The organism is Cupriavidus campinensis, assembly GCF_905397395.1.
GTDB classification, from domain to species: domain Bacteria; phylum Pseudomonadota; class Gammaproteobacteria; order Burkholderiales; family Burkholderiaceae; genus Cupriavidus; species Cupriavidus campinensis.
This window is the reverse complement of sequence record NZ_CAJPVH010000013.1, coordinates 96,561-113,973: the sequence shown is the minus strand read 5'-3', so window position 1 is coordinate 113,973 and position 17,413 is coordinate 96,561. Positions and strand designations below refer to the sequence as shown.

At 66.3% G+C, this 17,413-nt stretch carries 17 protein-coding genes and 1 pseudogene; 11 read left to right on the top strand and 7 right to left on the bottom strand.

The genetic code is table 11. From position 1 onward, the window contains the following. The 3 genes and pseudogenes from KHO18_RS10735 to KHO18_RS10725 form a co-directional block, all read right to left on the bottom strand. Window positions 1–237: pseudogene (locus KHO18_RS10735) on the bottom strand (PhoH family protein); the annotation flags it as partial. A gap of 336 nt (window positions 238–573) precedes the next feature. Continuing rightward, the gene (locus KHO18_RS10730; RefSeq protein WP_144200694.1) at window positions 574–1,035 is read right to left on the bottom strand and encodes a peroxiredoxin; all 462 of its coding nucleotides are present in this window, start codon (window positions 1,033–1,035) and stop codon (window positions 574–576) included. Between the two features lie 177 nt (window positions 1,036–1,212). Then, entirely contained in the window at window positions 1,213–1,602 is a 390-nt protein-coding gene (locus tag KHO18_RS10725; protein WP_144200692.1) for an Mth938-like domain-containing protein, read from the bottom strand. A 243-nt stretch (window positions 1,603–1,845) separates the two neighbouring features. On the opposite strand from KHO18_RS10725, the gene KHO18_RS10720 reads away from it, so the two are divergent. The 11 genes from KHO18_RS10720 to clpB all read left to right on the top strand — a co-directional run bounded on the left by KHO18_RS10720 (window position 1,846) and on the right by clpB (window position 14,565). After that, complete coding sequence (locus KHO18_RS10720) at window positions 1,846–3,075, top strand: pyridoxal phosphate-dependent aminotransferase (RefSeq protein ID WP_144200690.1); 1,230 nt, start codon at window positions 1,846–1,848, stop codon at window positions 3,073–3,075. 54 nt (window positions 3,076–3,129) lie between these two features. Further along, complete coding sequence (locus tag KHO18_RS10715) at window positions 3,130–4,440, top strand: homoserine dehydrogenase (protein ID WP_092289434.1); 1,311 nt, start codon at window positions 3,130–3,132, stop codon at window positions 4,438–4,440. Between the two features lie 13 nt (window positions 4,441–4,453). Next, a complete protein-coding gene (gene thrC / locus KHO18_RS10710) occupies window positions 4,454–5,899 on the top strand; it encodes a threonine synthase (protein WP_144200688.1) in 1,446 nt (481 codons plus the stop codon). Between the two features lie 176 nt (window positions 5,900–6,075). Beyond that, a complete protein-coding gene (locus tag KHO18_RS10705; RefSeq protein ID WP_144200907.1) occupies window positions 6,076–7,284 on the top strand; it encodes a molybdopterin molybdotransferase MoeA in 1,209 nt (402 codons plus the stop codon). A gap of 18 nt (window positions 7,285–7,302) precedes the next feature. Further along, the gene (moaD, locus tag KHO18_RS10700; protein WP_144200686.1) at window positions 7,303–7,560 is read left to right on the top strand and encodes a molybdopterin converting factor subunit 1; all 258 of its coding nucleotides are present in this window, start codon (window positions 7,303–7,305) and stop codon (window positions 7,558–7,560) included. Between the two features lies 1 nt (window position 7,561). Next, complete coding sequence (locus tag KHO18_RS10695; protein WP_211943151.1) at window positions 7,562–8,080, top strand: molybdenum cofactor biosynthesis protein MoaE; 519 nt, start codon at window positions 7,562–7,564, stop codon at window positions 8,078–8,080. Next, the gene (gene crcB, locus KHO18_RS10690) at window positions 8,081–8,461 is read left to right on the top strand and encodes a fluoride efflux transporter CrcB (RefSeq protein ID WP_144200682.1); all 381 of its coding nucleotides are present in this window, start codon (window positions 8,081–8,083) and stop codon (window positions 8,459–8,461) included. Between the two features lie 324 nt (window positions 8,462–8,785). Continuing rightward, window positions 8,786–10,945, top strand: coding sequence for a 3-hydroxybutyrate oligomer hydrolase family protein (locus tag KHO18_RS10685; RefSeq protein WP_211943150.1), 2,160 nt, complete (start codon window positions 8,786–8,788; stop codon window positions 10,943–10,945). Window positions 10,946–11,110: 165 nt separating this feature from the next. Beyond that, on the top strand, window positions 11,111–11,593 hold the full coding sequence (locus KHO18_RS10680; RefSeq protein ID WP_144200678.1) for a DUF2778 domain-containing protein: 483 nt from the start codon (window positions 11,111–11,113) through the stop codon (window positions 11,591–11,593). Beyond that, window positions 11,590–11,880 (top strand): hypothetical protein, encoded by a 291-nt coding sequence (locus KHO18_RS10675; protein WP_144200676.1) that lies wholly within the window; start codon window positions 11,590–11,592, stop codon window positions 11,878–11,880. The genes KHO18_RS10680 and KHO18_RS10675 overlap by 4 nt, the downstream gene beginning before the upstream one ends. A gap of 96 nt (window positions 11,881–11,976) precedes the next feature. Continuing rightward, window positions 11,977–14,565 (top strand): ATP-dependent chaperone ClpB, encoded by a 2,589-nt coding sequence (gene clpB, locus KHO18_RS10670; RefSeq protein ID WP_211943149.1) that lies wholly within the window; start codon window positions 11,977–11,979, stop codon window positions 14,563–14,565. A gap of 69 nt (window positions 14,566–14,634) precedes the next feature. Here the strand turns inward: clpB and KHO18_RS10665 are convergent, their stop codons facing one another. The 4 genes from KHO18_RS10665 to KHO18_RS10650 all read right to left on the bottom strand — a co-directional run bounded on the left by KHO18_RS10665 (window position 14,635) and on the right by KHO18_RS10650 (window position 17,354). After that, window positions 14,635–14,970, bottom strand: coding sequence for a type II toxin-antitoxin system RelE/ParE family toxin (locus KHO18_RS10665; RefSeq protein WP_211943148.1), 336 nt, complete (start codon window positions 14,968–14,970; stop codon window positions 14,635–14,637). Continuing rightward, window positions 14,967–15,239, bottom strand: a complete 273-nt coding sequence (locus tag KHO18_RS10660; protein ID WP_092289416.1) for a type II toxin-antitoxin system Phd/YefM family antitoxin — start codon at window positions 15,237–15,239, stop codon at window positions 14,967–14,969. Before KHO18_RS10660 ends, KHO18_RS10665 begins: the two co-directional genes overlap by 4 nt. An 82-nt stretch (window positions 15,240–15,321) precedes the next feature. Then, the gene (locus tag KHO18_RS10655; protein WP_211943147.1) at window positions 15,322–16,122 is read right to left on the bottom strand and encodes an enoyl-CoA hydratase/isomerase family protein; all 801 of its coding nucleotides are present in this window, start codon (window positions 16,120–16,122) and stop codon (window positions 15,322–15,324) included. Continuing rightward, window positions 16,119–17,354, bottom strand: coding sequence for a CaiB/BaiF CoA transferase family protein (locus KHO18_RS10650; protein WP_144200667.1), 1,236 nt, complete (start codon window positions 17,352–17,354; stop codon window positions 16,119–16,121). The genes KHO18_RS10655 and KHO18_RS10650 overlap by 4 nt, the downstream gene beginning before the upstream one ends. Window positions 17,355–17,413 lie beyond the last annotated feature (59 nt).

The window sequence follows — 17,413 nt, the reverse complement described above, 5'->3', positions numbered from 1 at the left end:
TGGCGCCGGGGTGTCGGGCGTGCGGGCGCGCGTGGTGCTGCCGGCGCGGCCGCGCGTGGCGGGCGCCTGGAGGTCGCCCGTGTCACCGTTCGGGCCTGACTCGAGCAATGCCTCGCGTTCGAGCGCCGGCACAGGTTTCTTACCCTGCGCGGCTTTGGCCTTGGGCAGTGAGACCGGTGCGAATTCGCTTGGGTCCAGCAGTTGGGCAGGCTTGGCGGGCATGGTAGGCAGCGGCATGCTTGGACATCCTTTCAGGGGGGCGGAAAAGGGCGGGCGGCGGCGCGAAGCGCGCGGCGGGGTGCACACCTTGGTGCATGCCGGGGCGCGACGGCCGCAAACAAAAAAGCCGCCATGCCTGTTGAACAGGTGTGGCGGCTTCTTCGCGGACCCCGGACACGGCAGGTCCGCTACCAGCCCGGGGACTTTCTCTCCTGGGCCGGAACGGTACAACAGCGTGGCAACTGGGATCTGAACGCATTACGGGCCAATGTATCCGAACGTTTTCGGTTTGGCAATGACCCTGCGGACGGAGTGTTGCGCGGTGTTGCAGCCGCGCCAGTGGCGCCTGGCGGACTAGATCTTGCGGATGAGTTCGAGGACTTCGTCCACGTGGTTCGGCACCTTGATGCCGCGCATCTCGTGCCGCAGGATGCCCTTGCCGTCGAGGATGAAAGTGCTGCGCTCGATCCCGCGCACTTCCTTGCCATACATCTTTTTCATCTTGATGACGTCGAACAGGCCGCAGAGCGCCTCGTCGGCGTCCGAGATCAGCTCGAAGGGCAGTTCGAGCTTGGTCTTGAAGTTCTCGTGAGACTTCAGGCTGTCGCGCGAGATGCCGAACACCACGGCGCCGGCCGCCTCGACCTCGGCGTACTGGTCGCGGAAGTTCATCGCTTCGGTGGTGCAGCCCGGCGTGTTGTCCTTCGGGTAGAAGTACAGGACCACGGTCTTGCCGCGCTGGCCGGCAAGATGGAACTCCCCGCCGGTAGCGGGGGCGCGGAAGTCCGGAACGGCCTGGTTGAGACTGACTGTCATGCTGGTGGCTCTCCTGGATGGCGGTGCATCATCGGTGATGGCGGCCCGTTTGTTGTGGGGGTGGACCCGGGCTTGTGCCATGGCGGGTGCAGTTTGGGGCAGTCGGCCAGACTTCAAGCGTGGCGTGCGCTCAACCTCGGCAGGTTGTCGGCCGATATTCGCACCAGGGAGCCGGCTCTAGGCCTCGTCGACCACCGGCTCCACCAGCAGGATCGCCGCCACCTTGCGGCCCTCGGCCATCAGGATATTGTAGGTGCGGCATGCGGCCTGGAGATCCATGGCGTCCACGCCGATGTGGCGGCGGGCCAGCGCGGCGGTCAGGCGCGGGTGAGGAAAACGCAGCTTGTTGCCGGTGCCCAGCAGTACCACCTCTGCCTGTTTATCGAGCAGGACGTCGAAATGGGCCGGTTCCAGGTCCTCGAAGCGGGCCACCGGCCACGGCTCGACCGGGCCTTCCGGCATCACCAGCACGGACTGGTCGTGGCGGACCAGGTTGATTTCGATATACCCGGGACCGTAGCTGGTCACGGTATTGAGATTGTTGGGTTTGTCGGCGTGGAGTTTCAAGTGGGGCTCGCGGTGGCAGGATCGTGCGCCCGGCGCGGGAAAGCGTCGCTGCAATGCAAGAATCCATGCCGAAGTCTGTCATAATCCGATAAATTATAGCTTTTGCCTCCCTGTCTGCCACGCGCCGGGCACATCACCGCGGATGCGCCGCCGTCCGCCCAGACTTGCCAGGACATTCCAGAAGATTCCGAAAATCCGCTGCCACGGAGACCGGCAGCCTGCCCTGACATCGCCAACACCGCCGTGAAACCCATCCAGAAATCGAACAAGCTCCAGAACGTTTGCTATGACATCCGCGGCCCGGTGCTGGAAAAGGCCCGGCAGATGGAGGAGGAAGGGCACAAGATCATCAAGCTGAACATCGGCAACCTGGCCGTGTTCGGTTTCGATGCCCCGGAGGAGATCCAGCAGGACATGATGCGCAACCTGCCCAATTCGGCGGGTTACTCGGACTCCAAGGGCATCTTCGCGGCGCGCAAGGCCATCATGCACTACACCCAGGAGAAGAAGATCCAGGGCGTGGGGCTGGACGACATCTACGTGGGCAACGGCGCCTCGGAGCTGATCGTGATGTCGATGAACGCGCTGCTCAACAGCGGCGACGAGGTGCTGGTGCCGGCGCCGGACTATCCGCTGTGGACCGCCGCCGTGAGCCTGTCCGGCGGCACCCCGGTGCACTATATCTGCGACGAGGCCGACGACTGGATGCCGGACCTCGACGATATCCGCAGGAAGATCACCCCGAACACCAAGGCGATCGTCGTCATCAACCCGAACAACCCCACCGGGGCGCTGTATTCGGACGAGCTGCTGCAGGAGATCGTCGCCATTGCGCGCCAGCACGGCCTGATCATCTTTGCCGACGAGATCTACGACAAGGTGCTGTACGACGGCCATTCGCATACCTCGATCGGCGCGCTGTCCACGGACGTGCTGACGGTGACCTTCAACGGCCTGTCGAAGAACTACCGCTCGTGCGGCTACCGCGCCGGCTGGATGGTGGTGTCGGGCGACAAGCGCCCGGCTCAGGACTATATCGAGGGCCTGAACATGCTGTCCTCGATGCGCCTGTGCGCCAACGTGCCGGGCCAGTGGGCCATCCAGACCGCGCTGGGCGGCTATCAGAGCATCAACGACCTGGTGGCCGAGGGCGGCCGGCTGCGCCGCCAGCGCGACCTGGCCTATGAACTGATCACCCAGATCCCCGGCGTGAGCTGCGTCAAGCCCAAGGCCGCGCTGTACCTGTTCCCGAAGCTCGACCTGTCGATGTACCCGATCCAGGACGACCAGGAATTCATCTACGAACTGCTGCAGGAATCGAAGGTGCTGCTGGTGCAGGGCACCGGCTTCAACTGGGGCGCGCCGGATCACTTCCGGATCGTGTTCCTGCCGCACGAGGAAGACCTGCGCGAGGCCGTGACCCGCGTCGGCCGTTTCCTCGAAACCTATCGAAAACGTCACGGCACGGCCTGAGCCGCCGCGGCGCCCCCGTTCATCCCGCATCAAGCAACCCAGAGTCAGACGTCCATGCAACCCATTAAAGTCGGCCTTCTCGGCATCGGTACCGTTGGTAGCGGCACGTTCAACGTGCTCAAGCGCAATCAGGAAGAAATTCGTCGCCGTGCAGGCCGCGGCATCGAGATTGCGATGGTGGCCGACCTCAATACCGAGCGCGCCCGGGAGCTGACCGGCGGCGAGGTGGAAGTCGTCAGCGATGCCAATGAGGTGGTCACCCGCCCCGAGATCGACATCGTGGTGGAGTTGATCGGCGGCTACGGCATTGCCCGCGAGCTGGTTCTGAAGGCCATCGAAAACGGCAAGCACGTGGTCACCGCCAACAAGGCGCTGCTGGCCGTGCATGGCAACGAGATCTTCGAGGCCGCGCGCCGCAAGGGCGTGATCGTGGCGTTCGAGGCTGCCGTGGCCGGTGGCATCCCCATCATCAAGGCGCTGCGCGAAGGCCTGACCGCGAACCGCATCCAGTGGATCGCCGGCATCATCAACGGCACGACGAACTTCATCCTGTCCGAAATGCGCGACAAGGGCCTGGACTTCGACGTGGTGCTCAAGGAAGCCCAGCAGCTGGGCTATGCCGAGGCCGACCCGACCTTCGACATTGAGGGCATCGACGCCGCCCACAAGGTCACGCTGATGAGCGCCATCGCCTTCGGCATGCCGGTGCAGTTCGACAAGGCCCACGTGGAAGGCATCACCAACCTGTCCGCCATCGACATCAAGTACGCCGAGGAACTGGGCTACCGCATCAAGCTGCTCGGCATCACGCGCCGCCGCGAAGAGGGTGTGGAGCTGCGCGTGCATCCCACGCTGGTGCCGGCGTCCCGCCTGATCGCCAATGTGGAAGGCGCGATGAACGCCGTGCTGGTGCAGGCCGACGCCGTGGGCACCACGCTGTACTACGGCAAGGGCGCCGGCGCCGAGCCGACCGCCTCGGCCGTGATTGCCGATCTGGTGGACGTGACGCGCCTGCATACGGCCGATCCGAACCATCGCGTGCCGCACCTGGCGTTCCAGCCGGACGAGCTGTCCAGCGTGCCGGTGCTGCCGATCGAGGAAGTCACCAGCTCCTACTACCTGCGCATGCGTGTGTCCGACGAGACCGGCGTGCTGGCCGAGATCACGCGCATCCTGGCCGAAGGCGGCATCAGCATCGACGCGATGCTCCAGAAGGAGTCGCGCCAGGGCGAGCCGCAGACCGACATCATCATCCTGACGCACCTCACGCGCGAGAAGCACGTGAACGCCGCCATCCGCGGCATCGAGTCGCTGCCGACGGTGCTGTCCGCCGTGACGCGCCTGCGCATGGAAGAACTGAACTAAGACGCCCTCGCTCATGCAATACCAATCGACGCGCGGCCATGACATGCCGCAATCGTTCTCCGAGATCCTGCTGGGCGGCCTGGCGCCGGACGGCGGGCTCTACCTGCCGAAGCAGTACCCGCAGGTTACGGCCGACGAACTGGAAGCCTGGCGCAAGCTGTCCTACGCCGACCTGGCGTTCGAGGTCCTCTCGCGCTTCTGCGACGACATCCCCGCCGACGACCTGCGCGCGCTGACGCGCAAGACCTACACCGCCGAGGTGTACTGCAACGCACGTCCGGGCGACAACACGGCGGACATTACCCCGCTGCGTACGCTGGGCGAGGAGGGCGGCACGCCGCTGCAACTGCTGGGCCTGTCGAACGGCCCGACGCTGGCCTTCAAGGACATGGCGATGCAGCTGCTCGGCAACCTGTTCGAGTACGCACTGCGCCGCGCCGGCCTGAAGCTGAACATCCTCGGGGCAACCTCCGGCGACACCGGCAGCGCGGCCGAGTACGCGATGCGCGGCAAGGATGGCATCCGCGTGTTCATGCTGAGCCCGCACCGCAAGATGAGCGCGTTCCAGACCGCGCAGATGTTCAGCCTGCAGGACCCGAACATCTTCAACCTGGCCATCGAAGGCGTGTTCGACGACGCCCAGGACATCGTCAAGGCGGTGTCGAATGACCACGCTTTCAAGGCGCGCCAGTCCATCGGCACGGTCAATTCGATCAACTGGGCGCGCGTGGTGGCCCAGGTGGTCTACTACTTCAAGGGCTGGCTGCTGGCCACCGATGGCCCCGGCCAGAAGGTGTCGTTCTGCGTGCCGTCGGGCAACTTCGGCAATGTCTGCGCCGGCCATATCGCGCGCATGATGGGCCTGCCGATCGACAAGCTCGTGGTTGCTACCAACGAGAACGACGTGCTGGACGAGTTTTTCCGCACCGGCACCTACCGCGTGCGGACCTCGGCGCAGACGTACCACACGTCGAGCCCGAGCATGGACATCTCCAAGGCCTCGAACTTCGAGCGCTTCGTGTTCGACCTGCTCGGCCAGGACGGCGACAAGCTCGCCGACCTGTTCCGCGACGTGGACACCAAGGGTGGTTTCGACCTCTCCGGCACGCCGGAATTCGACCGCATTCGCCAGTTCGGCTTTGTCTCGGGCCGCAGCACGCATGAGGACCGCCTGGCCACCATCCGCGACGTGCACGCGCGTTACGGCGTGACCATCGACACCCATACCGCCGATGGCGTGAAGGTGGCGCGTGAGTACCTGACGCCGGGCGTGCCGATGGTCGTGCTGGAAACGGCACTGCCGGCCAAGTTCGCCGACACGATCCGCGAGGCGCTGGGCCATGAGCCCGAGCGGCCCGCCGCGTTCGATGGCATCGAGGCGCTGCCGCAGCGTTTCGAGGTGATGCCGGCGGACGCCGCGCAGGTCAAGGCGTATATCGCCCGCCACACCGGGCTGTAAGCGACACCACCGCGGCGACCGACCGGCACTCAACTCGCTACAATCGGGTTTGCCGGGCCCGCTGCCACGGCCCCCAGGCTTCGCGCCGGGGGCTGTTTTTCATGGGCCAACCTGATTCCAGCCACGCTCACATGACTCAAGCCCCCACCCAAACTGCTGCGGCCAACCGTCCGCCGATGCTGACCATGGCCGAGGCGCTCGTGGCCCTGATGGCCGGCGTGCGTCCGCTGACGGCCACCGAGACCGTCGACACGCTCGACGCCAACGGCCGCGTGCTGGCCGCGCCCGTGACCAGCACGCTGCGCGTGCCGCCCGCCGACAATACCTCGATGGATGGCTACGTGATGCGCGCCGCCGACGTGCCCGCGCCGGGCACGCGCCTGCCGGTCTCGCAGCGGATTCCGGCCGGCCACGTGGGCACGGCGCTGGCCGCCGGCACTGCCGCGCGGATCTTCACGGGCGGCCTGATCCCGCCTGGCGCTGATGCCGTGGTCATGCAGGAGCAGTGCGTGGCCGATGGCGACGCGGTCGTCGTCAATCATGTGCCGGCTTCGGGCGAATGGATTCGCCGCGCAGGCGAGGACATCGAGGCCGGCGCGGAAATCCTGCCGGCCGGCACGCGGCTGACGCCGCAGGCGCTGGGACTGGCGGCCTCGGTGGGACAGGCGAGGCTGGACGTGGTGCGCCGCGTGCGCGTGGCCGTGTTCTTTACCGGCGACGAACTGGCGATGCCCGGCGAGCCGCTCAAGCCGGGCGCCATCTATAACTCCAACCGCTTCACGCTGCGCGGCCTGCTCGAAAACCTGGGCTGCGAAGTGTCCGACTTCGGCATCGTGCCGGACACGCTGGCCGCCACGCGTGACACCCTGCGCCGCGCCGCCGAAGGGTGTGATCTGATCATCACCTCGGGTGGTGTCTCGGTGGGTGAGGAAGACCATATCCGGCCGGCCGTGCAGGCCGAAGGGCGGCTGGACCTCTGGCAGATCGCCATCAAGCCCGGCAAGCCGCTGGCCTTCGGCCAGGTGGCGAATGGCTCGGACAGCCCGGCGCACTTCCTTGGCCTGCCCGGCAACCCGGTGTCGAGTTTCGTCACCTTCCTGCTGTTCGTGCGGCCGTTCATCCTGCGTCTGCAAGGCGTGGCCGATGTGACGCCGCGCCGCCTGCCGCTGCGTGCCGATTTCGATCTGGCGCGTGGCGACCGCCGCAACGAATTCCTGCGCGCGCGCCTCAACGACGCGGGCGGCCTCGACCTGTTCCCGAACCAGAGTTCGGGCGTGCTGACGTCTACGGTCTGGGGCGACGGGCTGATCGACAACCCGCCGAACCAGACCATTCGCCGCGGCGACACCGTGCAATTCATCCCGTTCGACGGCCTGCTGGGCTGACGCGCGGACCCAACCATCATGCAAATCGAACTCCGATACTTCGCCAGCGTGCGCGAGCAGGTGGGGCAGGGCGCCGAGCGCGCCGAGGTGCCCGCCAGCGTACGCACCGTGGGCGACCTGCGCGGCTGGCTGCGCGAGCGCGGCGGCCACTGGGCCGAGGCGCTGGCCGAAGGCCGCGCCCTGCGCATGGCCGTGGACCACGCCGTGGCCCGCGCCGACACCCCGCTGGCCGAGGGCTGCGAAGTGGCGTTCTTCCCGCCCGTGACCGGAGGCTGAGATGAGCGCACGCGTGCAGCACGACGATTTCGACCTCGGCGCGGAAGTGGCGGCGCTGCGGGCCAGCAATCCCGGCGTGGGCGCCGTGGCCAGCTTTATCGGCACCGTGCGCGATGTCACGCATGGTACGGCGGTCCGCACGATGGAGCTCGAGCACTATCCAGGCATGACCGAGAAGTCGCTGGAGCGCATCGAAGCCGCCGCGCGCGCGCGCTGGCCTCTGCTTGGCGTGACCATCGTCCATCGCGTGGGGCTGTTGCAGCCGCTGGACCAGATCGTGCTGGTGGCGGTGGCCTCCGCGCACCGGGGCGATGCCTTCGCCGCGTGCGAGTTCATCATGGACTACCTGAAGTCCGAGGCGCCGTTCTGGAAGAAGGAAGAAACGCCCGAGGGCGCGCGCTGGGTCGATGCGCGGGTCTCGGACGATGCGGCGCTGCGCCGCTGGGGCATCGAATCGTTCAACGCCGAATCATCGAGCAACACGTCGAACAACACGTCGAACAATAACAAGGAAGGCTGAATGGGTCCGCTTGGATTTGTGGCGGTGGGCGCCGGCGCCGCCGTGGGCGCCTGGCTGCGCTGGGGATTTTCCGTATGCTGGAACGCGGCCAACCCGGCGTTGCCGTACGGCACGCTGGCCGCCAACCTGGTGGGCGGCTATCTGGTCGGGATCGCCGTGGCGTTCTTCCAGTCGCACCCGGGCCTCTCGCCCGAATGGCGGCTGCTGGCCGTCACCGGCTTCCTCGGCGGCCTGACTACGTTTTCGACGTTCTCGAGCGAGGTGGTCGGCAACCTGATGGCCGGCGACTATCGCTGGGCGCTGGCCCACGTGGTGGTGCACCTGGGCGGCTCGCTGGTGCTCACGGCCCTCGGCATCTGGACCTGGCGCGCGCTCGCCTGAGCGTTTTCCCTTTTCCGTCAAGCACTTGGCCGGCCTGATGCCTGTGTACCGGGTCGCACATACAGGTTCCGGTAGTGGCGCTATAGCTGGCATTCGACTGACTGCCGGCTCGCATCCCACCACCTGAACCGTCTACTATGTCCCGGGAGGGACGCATACGGCGCTCCGCCCGGGCGTGTTCCCCATCGCGCCCCGTCGCGCCTCATCGCCCCTCGTCGTATTGCATTTGCGGTTTGCGGTTTGCGGTTTGCAGTTTGCGGTTCGTTGGTCTTGTTTCTGTTTTACCGATCCGGCCCCGCCGGCATACATAACAGGAGACACCCCATGACGCACAGCCTTGCAACGCGCGCAGGAAAACTACTAGTCGATCCACGATGCCAGACCGCCATCGCCGCCGCCGTGGCGGTGCTGCTGATTGGCGCCTGCGGCGGCGGGGATGACAATAACAACGGCGGGGGCGGCGGCGGCCCCACGACGCAGAACCCGAACAACCGGCCGACTTTCGTGGTGGGCACCATCGGCGTGCAGAACTACGACGGCAATACCGACGACCTGCTGACTGCCGGACTCGGCAAGGACGGCCTGATCGCCACGGCCACCGCGCCGGTGCCGGCCGATCCCGCCGCGCCCACGGCGGCCGAGCTGCGCCGCATCGCCATCTTCAATAACTACCGCGCCATCGTCGATACCAACCCGCTGGGTGGCTACGGCTCGCTGTACGGGCCGAACGTGGATGCCCAGGGCAACGTCACGGCCAGCCAGGGCAAGGTGCCCGGTACCGAGTACATCGCCTTTGCCGACGATGGCACCGGCCAGCAGAACGTGACGGTCATGGCGCAGATCCCGACCAATTTCGACCCCGCCAATCCGTGCCTGATCTCGGCCACCTCGTCGGGCTCGCGCGGCATCTACGGCGGGATTTCGGTCGGCGAATGGGGCCTCAAGCGTGGCTGTGCCGTGGCCTACACCGACAAGGGCACCGGCGCGGCGCCGCACGACCTCGACTCGGACACCGTGCCGCTGATCAACGGCACCCGCCAGGCCCGTACCGGCGCCGGCAAGCTGGCCCAGTTCGCGGCGCAGCCGGGCGCGCAGACGCTGGCGGACTTCACCACCGCCAATCCGCATCGGCTGGCCTACAAGCATGCCCACTCGAAGCAGAATCCGGAGGCCAACTGGGGGCTGAACACGCTCCAGGCCATCGAGTTCGCCATCTGGGCGATCAACGACAAGTTCGGCACCGTGGGGTCGGACGGGGTGCGGCAGGCATCCATCGGCAAGGACAAGATCCTGGTCATCGCCTCGGCCGTCTCCAACGGCGGCGGCGCGGCCATCGCGGCAGCGGAGCAGGATACGAACGGCCTGATCGACGGCGTGGCCGTGGGCGAGCCGAACGTGAACATGCCCGCCGTGCCGGCCATTACCGTGAAGCGGGGCGGGGTGACGGTGGGGTCATCCGGGCGGCATCTGTATGACTACACCACCACGGCGAACCTGTTCTCGCTCTGCGCGGGCACGGCGTCGCTGCCGGCACCGTTCACCTCGGTGACGGTCATCCAGGGCGCCAATCGCTGCGGCTCGCTGGTCGGCAACGGGCAACTCACGGGCGCGTCGCTGACTGACCAGTCGACCGATGCCTTCACACGCCTGCACGCCGCCGGCTGGGAGCCAGAATCCGATGTGCTGCATGCATCGCTTTCATCGCTCGAAGTGGCCAGCTCGATCTCGGTGACGTACGCCAACTCCTACTCGCGTGCCAGCGTCACCGACAAGCTGTGCGACTACACCTTCGCCTCGCCGGGCGGCGCTACCGGCACCCCGGTGACCATCCCGCCAAACATATTGGCCCTGACGTTCTCCACCGGCAACGGCGTGCCGCCGAGCACCGGCGTGACGCTCATGAACGAGAAAGCCCAGGGCGGCCCCGCCCGCGACTTCCTCTCCACCAACAGCGTCGGCGGCGTCGCGGACGCCAACCTGCCCGGCGCCAACTGCCTGCGCGACCTGCTGACCAACAGCGCAGCACTCCAGGCGGGCATCGGCCAGACCCTGCGCACCGGCAACCTGCGCGGCAAGCCGGCGATGATCGTGCATGGCCGCAGCGACGGCCTGCTGCCGGTCAACCACACCTCGCGGCCCTACCTGGGGCTGAACAAGGTGGCGGAAGGCACGGCCAGCAAGCTCTCTTATATAGAGGTGACCAACGGCCAGCATTTCGACGCCTTCATCGACGTACTGCCTGGCTACGCCAACACCTTCATCCCGCTGCACGTGTACCTGAACCGGGCGCTGGACGCCGTCTACGCCAACCTGCGCAGCGGCACCGCACTCCCGCCGTCGCAGGTGGTGCGCACCACGCCACGCGGAGGCTCCGCCGCACCGGCACCCCAGATCCTGCCCTCGAACGTCCCCCCGATCGCCGCCACCCCGGCGGCGGGCGATGTGATTTCGGTGAGTGGATCGACGGTGAACGTGCCGAACTAGTCGGGCAGGTGCGTTAAACGCCACGTTTCCCGTCGAGAGACCCCACATCTCGACGGGAGCGTTCTGACCCCAGTCAGTTTGATGACCGCTTTCGAACAATTCCTATTGGGCCTGGCGCGCCCCTAAGCCAATCTCGATGCTCCTTTCACGAAGGAGCATCGAGTCATGATCGATTTGACGTTTAATCTCAACGACCGGCCCATGAGTCGGCTTCGGGCCGGCGTACTCGATGTGCCGGCATTCTCGGGACGAGATGGGGACATCAATAGTTATCTTGCCGCCTGTCGCAAGAACTCCGGTCCGATCACGCCTGGCACTTATTACGTGTTAGACCGGCCCTCCGGCGGGCGTTTGAGATGGTTTCGGGAGCAAAATCCGTTTTCGACCGATAGGCGCAGGTGGTTCGCCCTCTTCGCCGCGGATGGAAGAGTGGACGATGTCTCGCGATTCTGTGCCGAAGTGGAGCGCGGGGAGTTTCGCCTCCACCCTAACGGTTCGCAAGGCATCAGTGAAGGTTGCATTGCTGTCAACAGCCACACCGACTTTGACCGCCTGAGGGCTTTGCTCAAAGCATCGACAGTCGGCCGGATTCCCAACACGGATGTTGCCTGCTACGGCAGACTCACGGTCAAGAGGTCCACGCCGTGACGGCGGTCTTAAAGGCACTTGTCAAAGTCGTGTTGCTGGCCGCGTGGCTTGTGCTTTTTCCTCTGTACCTGACTGCCAAGTGGCTGGATTACTCGGAGGTCATTTCTATTCCTCCGTGGCTCGGACAGTGGTTGTTCGACCATTACCGGCGTTTCGATCCCGCTGAGGACGGATACAACTTCGAAGCGTTGTTGTATTGGCTTCCCTCGTTTGTGACGACGCTGGTGGTCACTGCGGTCGCCATATGGCTTTGGCGCCGCCGCTCGAAATCTGCCCGTCAGCCTTGAAATGTCAAGTCACAGCCCTATCTTTCCGAAGTAACGTGTCCGGGCCGGGCCACCCCGCGCAACAGGGCACACTTTCCTAGAGAGAGAGGGATCCGAATGCGACTCGATAAATTCACCACCCGGTTCCAGGAGGCGCTTGCTGATGCGCAGAGCCTGGCGCTGGGGCATGACAACCAGTACATCGAACCGGTGCACCTGCTGCGCGCGCTGCTGGCGCAGAACGATGGCGCCGCGCGCACGCTGCTGGCGCGCGCCGGCGTGAACGTCAGCGGCCTGCAGACCGCGCTGGACGCCGCCATCAAGCGGCTGCCGCAGGTGCAGGGCACCAACGAGGTCCAGGTGGGCCGCGACCTCAACAACCTGCTCAACGCCACCGAGAAGGAAGCCATCAAGCGCAATGACCAGTTCATTGCCAGCGAGCTGTTCCTGCTCGCCGTGGCTGACGACAAGGGCGAGGGCGGCCGGATTGCGCGCGAGCATGGGCTGTCGCGCAAGTCGCTCGAGGCAGCCATCCAGGCCGTGCGGGGCGGCGACACGGTGCAGAGTGCCGATGCCGAATCGCAGCGCGAGGCGCTCAAGAAATATACCGTCGACCTGACCGAGCGCGCCCGTGCGGGCAAGCTCGACCCGGTGATCGGCCGTGACGACGAAATCCGCCGCTCCATCCAGATCCTGCAGCGCCGTACCAAGAACAATCCGGTGCTGATCGGCGAGCCGGGCGTGGGCAAGACCGCCATCGTCGAAGGGCTGGCCCAGCGCATCGTCAACGGCGAGGTGCCCGAGACGCTCAAGAACAAGCGCGTGCTGGTGCTCGACATGGCCGGTCTGCTGGCCGGCGCCAAGTATCGCGGCGAGTTCGAGGAACGGCTCAAGGCCGTGCTGAACGACGTGGCCAAGGACGAAGGCCAGACCATCGTCTTCATCGACGAAATCCACACCATGGTCGGCGCGGGCAAGGCCGAGGGCGCCATCGATGCCGGCAACATGCTCAAGCCGGCGCTGGCGCGCGGCGAGCTGCACTGCATCGGCGCGACCACGCTCAATGAGTACCGCAAGTACATCGAGAAGGACGCCGCACTGGAGCGCCGCTTCCAGAAGGTGCTGGTGGAAGAGCCGAGCGTGGAGGCGACCATCGCCATCCTGCGCGGCCTGCAGGAAAAGTACGAACTGCACCACGGCGTGGAGATCACCGACCCGGCCATCGTCGCGGCGGCGGAACTCTCGCACCGCTACATCACGGACCGCTTCCTGCCGGACAAGGCCATCGACCTGATCGACGAGGCCGGCGCGCGCATCAAGATGGAAATCGACTCCAAGCCGGAGGCGATGGACAAGCTCGAGCGCCGCACGATCCAGCTCAAGATCGAGCGTGAAGCCGTGAAGAAGGAGAGCGACGAGGCGTCGCGCAAGCGGCTGGAGCTGATCGAACAGGAAATCGAGCGGCTTGGGAAGGAATATGCCGACCTGGACGAGATCTGGCGCGCCGAGAAGGGCGCCGCCCAGGGCGCGGCCGCGCTGAAGGAAGAGATCGAGAAGATCAAGCTCGAAATCACCCGGCTGCAGCGCGAAGGCAAGCTGGACAAGGTGGCGGAGCTCCAGTACGGCAAGCTGCCGGAACTGGAAGGCAAGCTGCAGGCAGCGACCAAGGCCGAGGCCAGCGAGCAGAAGCAGCCGAACAAGCTGCTGCGCACGCAGGTGGGCGCCGAGGAAATCGCCGAGGTGGTCAGCCGCGCCACCGGAATTCCGGTCGCCAAGATGATGCAGGGCGAGCGCGACAAGCTGCTGAAGATGGAAGACCGGCTCCACGCCCGCGTAGTGGGCCAGGACGAGGCCGTGCGGCTGGTGTCCGACGCCATCCGCCGCTCGCGCGCCGGCCTGGCGGACGAGAACAAGCCCTATGGCTCGTTCCTGTTCCTGGGGCCGACCGGCGTGGGCAAGACCGAGCTGTGCAAGGCGCTGGCCGAGTTCCTGTTCGACTCGGAGGATCACCTGATCCGCATCGACATGAGCGAGTTCATGGAGAAGCACAGCGTGAGCCGGCTGATCGGCGCGCCCCCGGGCTACGTGGGCTACGAGGAGGGCGGCTACCTGACCGAGGCGGTGCGGCGCAAGCCGTACGCCGTGATCCTGCTCGATGAAGTGGAGAAGGCGCACCCGGACGTGTTCAACGTGCTGCTGCAGGTGCTGGACGATGGTCGCCTGACCGACGGCCAGGGCCGCACGGTCGATTTCAAGAACACGGTGATCGTGATGACCAGCAACCTGGGCTCGCACCTGATCCAGTCGATGTCCGGCGAGCCGCAGGATGTGGTGAAGGGCGCGGTCTGGCAGGAGGTGCGCACGCATTTCCGCCCCGAGTTCCTGAACCGGATCGACGAGGTGGTGGTGTTCCACTCGCTGGACCAGCAGCACATCGAGTCCATCGCCCGCATCCAGCTGCAACGGCTGCAGGCGCGTCTGGCACGCATGGACATGACGCTGGACGTGACCGAGGCGGCGCTGGAGAAGATTGCCAGCGCAGGCTACGACCCGGTGTTCGGCGCCCGGCCGCTGAAGCGCGCGATCCAGCAGCAGATCGAGAACCCGGTGGCCCGCGCCATCCTCGAAGGCAAGTTCGCCGCCAAGGACGTGGTGCCGGTGAACTACGAAGACGGCGCGTTCACGTTTGGGAAGATGGTGGACTGAGCGGCTGGCTAATCTGCCGGTACAAGAAAACGGCCCGGAGGGGGATACCCTCCGGGCCGTTTTTCGCATCTAGTTGCCTTCTGGAGTTGCTCGCAGGAGCCTGCGGGAAAGGAGGGTGCGCATGTCGCGGCGCGTGTCGCAGACGATGTGGATGTACAGGACGTCAGCCCTGACCTCGTAGAGGATCCGGTTCATGCCCGAGATGACCTGTCGGTACTGCCGGAGGCCGAGGTCCGCCAGTTCCTCAGGGATGGCGCCGCCTTCAGGAAAGGTCTGGATCGAGCGAACGGAGTCCTTGATGCCCTGAAAGGTTTCCTGCCAACTTGCCTTGCCGAAGCGCCGGACGATGTAGCGGCGCAGTTCGTGCAAATCCTCTTCTGCCGCTGCAAGGAAGACGGCCCTCACGCGTCGTCGTCCTTATCTAGGTCGGCGAAGACGTCCTCCACATCACGAAAACGCCCGCGCTCGATGTCGCGGGCGCCCATCGCCAGCAGCTTCAGCAGGGCGAGGGTTTCTTCCTGTTCCTCGAACGTGCGCACATCCATGACCACGAGCTTGGCCTCGCCGTTTTGGGTGATCAGCATCGGCTCGCGCGACGCCGAGATGTCCTTGACGATCTCGGCGGCGTGGCTCTTGAGGTAACTGATGGGTTTGACCTGGGTGGAGAATTTCACGGCTTGGCTCCCTCGGTCCATGGTGGATGGGGTCCAAATATAGACCAAATATGGTCTTGTCCGCAAGTCTCCCCGCCTGGAGTCAGCTTCCCCGCCACACCGGCGACCGCTTGGCCACGAACGCATCCACCCCTTCCCGGAAATCCTCGCTCCCATAGCATTGCCGGACCAGGTCGTCGGTGTTCGCCACGGCGGCCACGGTCTGGCGGCGCAGGGCTTCCTTGACCACGGTCTGGGTGACGGGGGCAAGGGCGCCGAGGCGGTCGCACAGGGCGGCCACTTCGGCCTCCAGCGCTTCAGGCGTGTGCACGCCTTCGAGGAATCCGCAGGCCAGGGCGGCGTCCGCGTCGAGGATCTGGGCCAGCAACAGCATGCGGCGCACCGGTTGCAGGCCCCAGGCGGCGCGCAGCCGGGTGAGGTTCAGCGCCGACAGCGTGTTGCCAAGCGTGCGGGCGATCGGCACGCCGAAGCGGGCCTTGGGCGTGGCGAGGCGGAAGTCGCAGGCCGTGGCGATGGCGAGCCCGCCGCCGACCGCCCAGCCTTCGATCACCGCCACGGTAGGCATCGGCAGCTGCTCGACCAGCCGGATGCCTTCGTCGATGCGTGACTCGTAATCCACGCCATCGTCGCCACTGGAAAACTGCTGGAACTGGGCGATGTCGGTGCCGGCCACGAAGGCCTCGCCGCCGGCGCCGCGCAGCACCACCACGCGGGCGCCGGCCGTGCCTTGCGCGGCCAGCGTGCGGCAGTGCCCGGCCAACTGCTCGTACATCGCCCAGGTCATCGCGTTGCGCGCGGCGGGGCGGTCGAAGGTGAGCGTGGCGATGCCGCCCGCCACCGTCAGCGTGACCTGCCCCTCCGGGGAGGGCAGCGGGGCGCTCATGATCCGAACGCGCCGGCCGTCGCCAGCGACTCTTGTTTGTCCTGCGAGAGGCCCAGCTCGGCCAGGATTTCCGCGGTGTGCTGGCCCAGCAGCGGCGGCGGGCGCCGCACCTGCTGGGGCGTGCCGCCCATCTTCACCGCGAAGCCGATATTGGGCACCTTGCCCTCGATCGGATGGTCGATCTCGATGCGCATCTGGCGATGCTTGCCGTGCTCGCTGTCGAACGCTTGCGGGTAGGTCAGGATCGGCCCGGCCGGGATGCCCACGGCGAGCAGCCGCTCGATCCATTCATCGCAACTCGCCTTGGCGAAGCTCTGCTCCAGCTCGGCGATCAGCGCCGGCCGGTTGGCCAGCCGCAGCGACACGCTGGCGAAGCGCTCGTCCTTGAGCAGGTCATGCCGGTCCAGCGTCTGGCACAGCAACTGCCACAGCTTCTGGTTGGTGGCGCCCATCACGAAGTAGCCGTCGGCGGCCTTCATGGCCTGGTAGGGCGCGCTCATGCGGTTGGCCGTGCCCAGCGGCTCGGGCTCGCGCCCCGTGCCCCAGTACTCGCAGGTGTCCCACACCGAGAACGCCAGCGCGGAGTCGAACAGCGACGCATCCACGTACTGCCCCTTGCCCGTCTGCTTGGCGCCGATATAGGCCGCCAGCATGCCGTAAGTGGCGAAAAGCGCACAGCCGATATCGGCGACCGGCACGCCAGCCTTCACGGGCGCGCCGCCGGGGTAGCCGGTCACGCTCATCACGCCCGACATGGCCTGCGCCATCAGGTCGAAGCCCGGCCGGTTGGCCCACGGCCCGCTCTGGCCGAAGCCCGAAATGCTCACGTACACCAGCTTCGGATTGATCTTGGCCAGCGTCTCATAGTCGATGCCAAGCCGCTTCATCACGCCGGGCCGGTAGTTCTCGACCAGGATGTCGGCGGTTTCCGCCAGCCGGTAGAGCACCTCGCGGCCGGAATCGGTCTTGAGGTCCAGCGTGACGCTGCGCTTGTTCCGGTTCATGTTAAGGAAGCCCATGCTGTCCGGCCCCTTCATCTTGAAACCCATGGCGCCGCGGGTCTGGTCGCCGCCATCGGGCGGTTCGATCTTGATCACGTCGGCGCCGAGGTCGGCCAGCAGCATGCAGGCGTAGGGGCCGGCCATGACCTGGCTCACGTCGAGCACACGCACGCCGGCCAGCGGCAGGGGGGTGGCAGGCGCCGCGGCGCCAGCTTGGCTGAGATCTGTCATCGGGTGAATCCTGAATTCGTGGAGAGGGGGGCGAGGGTGGCGCGCGCGGGCGCGCCGTC

Bases quoted from the DNA above. Each gene is read 5' to 3' on its own strand.
- KHO18_RS10730 (WP_144200694.1), bottom strand. From the start codon at position 1,035: ATGACAGTCAGTCTCAACCAGGCCGTTCCGGACTTCCGCGCCCCCGCT.
- KHO18_RS10715 (WP_092289434.1), top strand. From the start codon at position 3,130: ATGCAACCCATTAAAGTCGGCCTTCTCGGCATCGGTACCGTTGGTAGC.
- thrC (WP_144200688.1), top strand. From the start codon at position 4,454: ATGCAATACCAATCGACGCGCGGCCATGACATGCCGCAATCGTTCTCC.
- KHO18_RS10705 (WP_144200907.1), top strand. From the start codon at position 6,076: ATGCTGACCATGGCCGAGGCGCTCGTGGCCCTGATGGCCGGCGTGCGT.
- moaD (WP_144200686.1), top strand. From the start codon at position 7,303: ATGCAAATCGAACTCCGATACTTCGCCAGCGTGCGCGAGCAGGTGGGG.
- KHO18_RS10695 (WP_211943151.1), top strand. From the start codon at position 7,562: ATGAGCGCACGCGTGCAGCACGACGATTTCGACCTCGGCGCGGAAGTG.
- crcB (WP_144200682.1), top strand. From the start codon at position 8,081: ATGGGTCCGCTTGGATTTGTGGCGGTGGGCGCCGGCGCCGCCGTGGGC.
- KHO18_RS10685 (WP_211943150.1), top strand. From the start codon at position 8,786: ATGACGCACAGCCTTGCAACGCGCGCAGGAAAACTACTAGTCGATCCA.
- KHO18_RS10680 (WP_144200678.1), top strand. From the start codon at position 11,111: ATGATCGATTTGACGTTTAATCTCAACGACCGGCCCATGAGTCGGCTT.
- clpB (WP_211943149.1), top strand. From the start codon at position 11,977: ATGCGACTCGATAAATTCACCACCCGGTTCCAGGAGGCGCTTGCTGAT.
- KHO18_RS10655 (WP_211943147.1), bottom strand. From the start codon at position 16,122: ATGAGCGCCCCGCTGCCCTCCCCGGAGGGGCAGGTCACGCTGACGGTG.
- KHO18_RS10650 (WP_144200667.1), bottom strand. From the start codon at position 17,354: ATGACAGATCTCAGCCAAGCTGGCGCCGCGGCGCCTGCCACCCCCCTG.